Source organism: Roseateles sp. P5_B10, from assembly GCF_056400485.1.
In genome coordinates this window covers 1-715 of sequence record NZ_JBFULE010001462.1, presented here as the reverse complement: position 1 = coordinate 715, position 715 = coordinate 1, and the positions used below count along the sequence as shown (strand labels likewise).

Genomic DNA, 715 nt, shown 5'->3' with positions numbered 1-715 from the left:
CAACCGGGCTGCACGCTGCAGGCCGCCGAGATCTGCGAAATCCGCCATCYGACGGCGATACGGTACCAACGCGTCGGTCAGCGTTGCTGTATGACCTTTCCCGTCCTTCACCACAAAAGCACGATCGCCTTGAATGGCAGCGATGGCCGAAAGCGTGCGGACCTGCCGCAACCGTTTGCCCGGACTGAACGGGAGATCCAGCCGCGCCGGATTCGCCCGGTCCACAATGTTGATATCGTGATTTCCGGGCAGCACGAACATGCGCGCGACGAGGTCCGGATAGCGCGACAGGATGTCCAGAAACTCTGCCCATTCGGTCGCCCGTCCGGCATCGGTCATATCGCCGCTGATCAGCACATGGTCGAGCGGATCAACGGCGTGAATGGCGGCCAGCCGCGCCATCACCTGCTGCAGACGCTCATTTCCCCGCGCCCCGGCGCGCCCGCTTTCAATGCGAAAACCGTAACGTTCGCCAACCACATGAAGGTCCGACAAATGAGCCACACGCCAGATCCTGGCGTGTGACGGGGCTGTATCGAAGGCGACGAGATCAACAGGCTGCGCCATACGGGCATCGGCCAGACCCCAGACAAGCGATGCGCCGGCGAGGTAGCCGCATATCAAGACTGCGGCATTTGCTAGCGTCGGAATGATCAAACGATGAGGAACACCAAGATCTTCCAGACTCCCTGTCCAGCGCGAGGCTGGCCACGCC

The 715-nt window shown here is 61.9% G+C and carries 1 protein-coding gene; it reads right to left on the bottom strand.

What is annotated here, in order from left to right:
• The coding region (locus tag AC1DU6_RS33975; RefSeq protein ID WP_477862810.1) for a metallophosphoesterase family protein at nt 1-657 on the bottom strand (657 nt) is incomplete at its 3' end.
• Between the last annotated feature and the right edge of the window lie 58 nt (nt 658-715).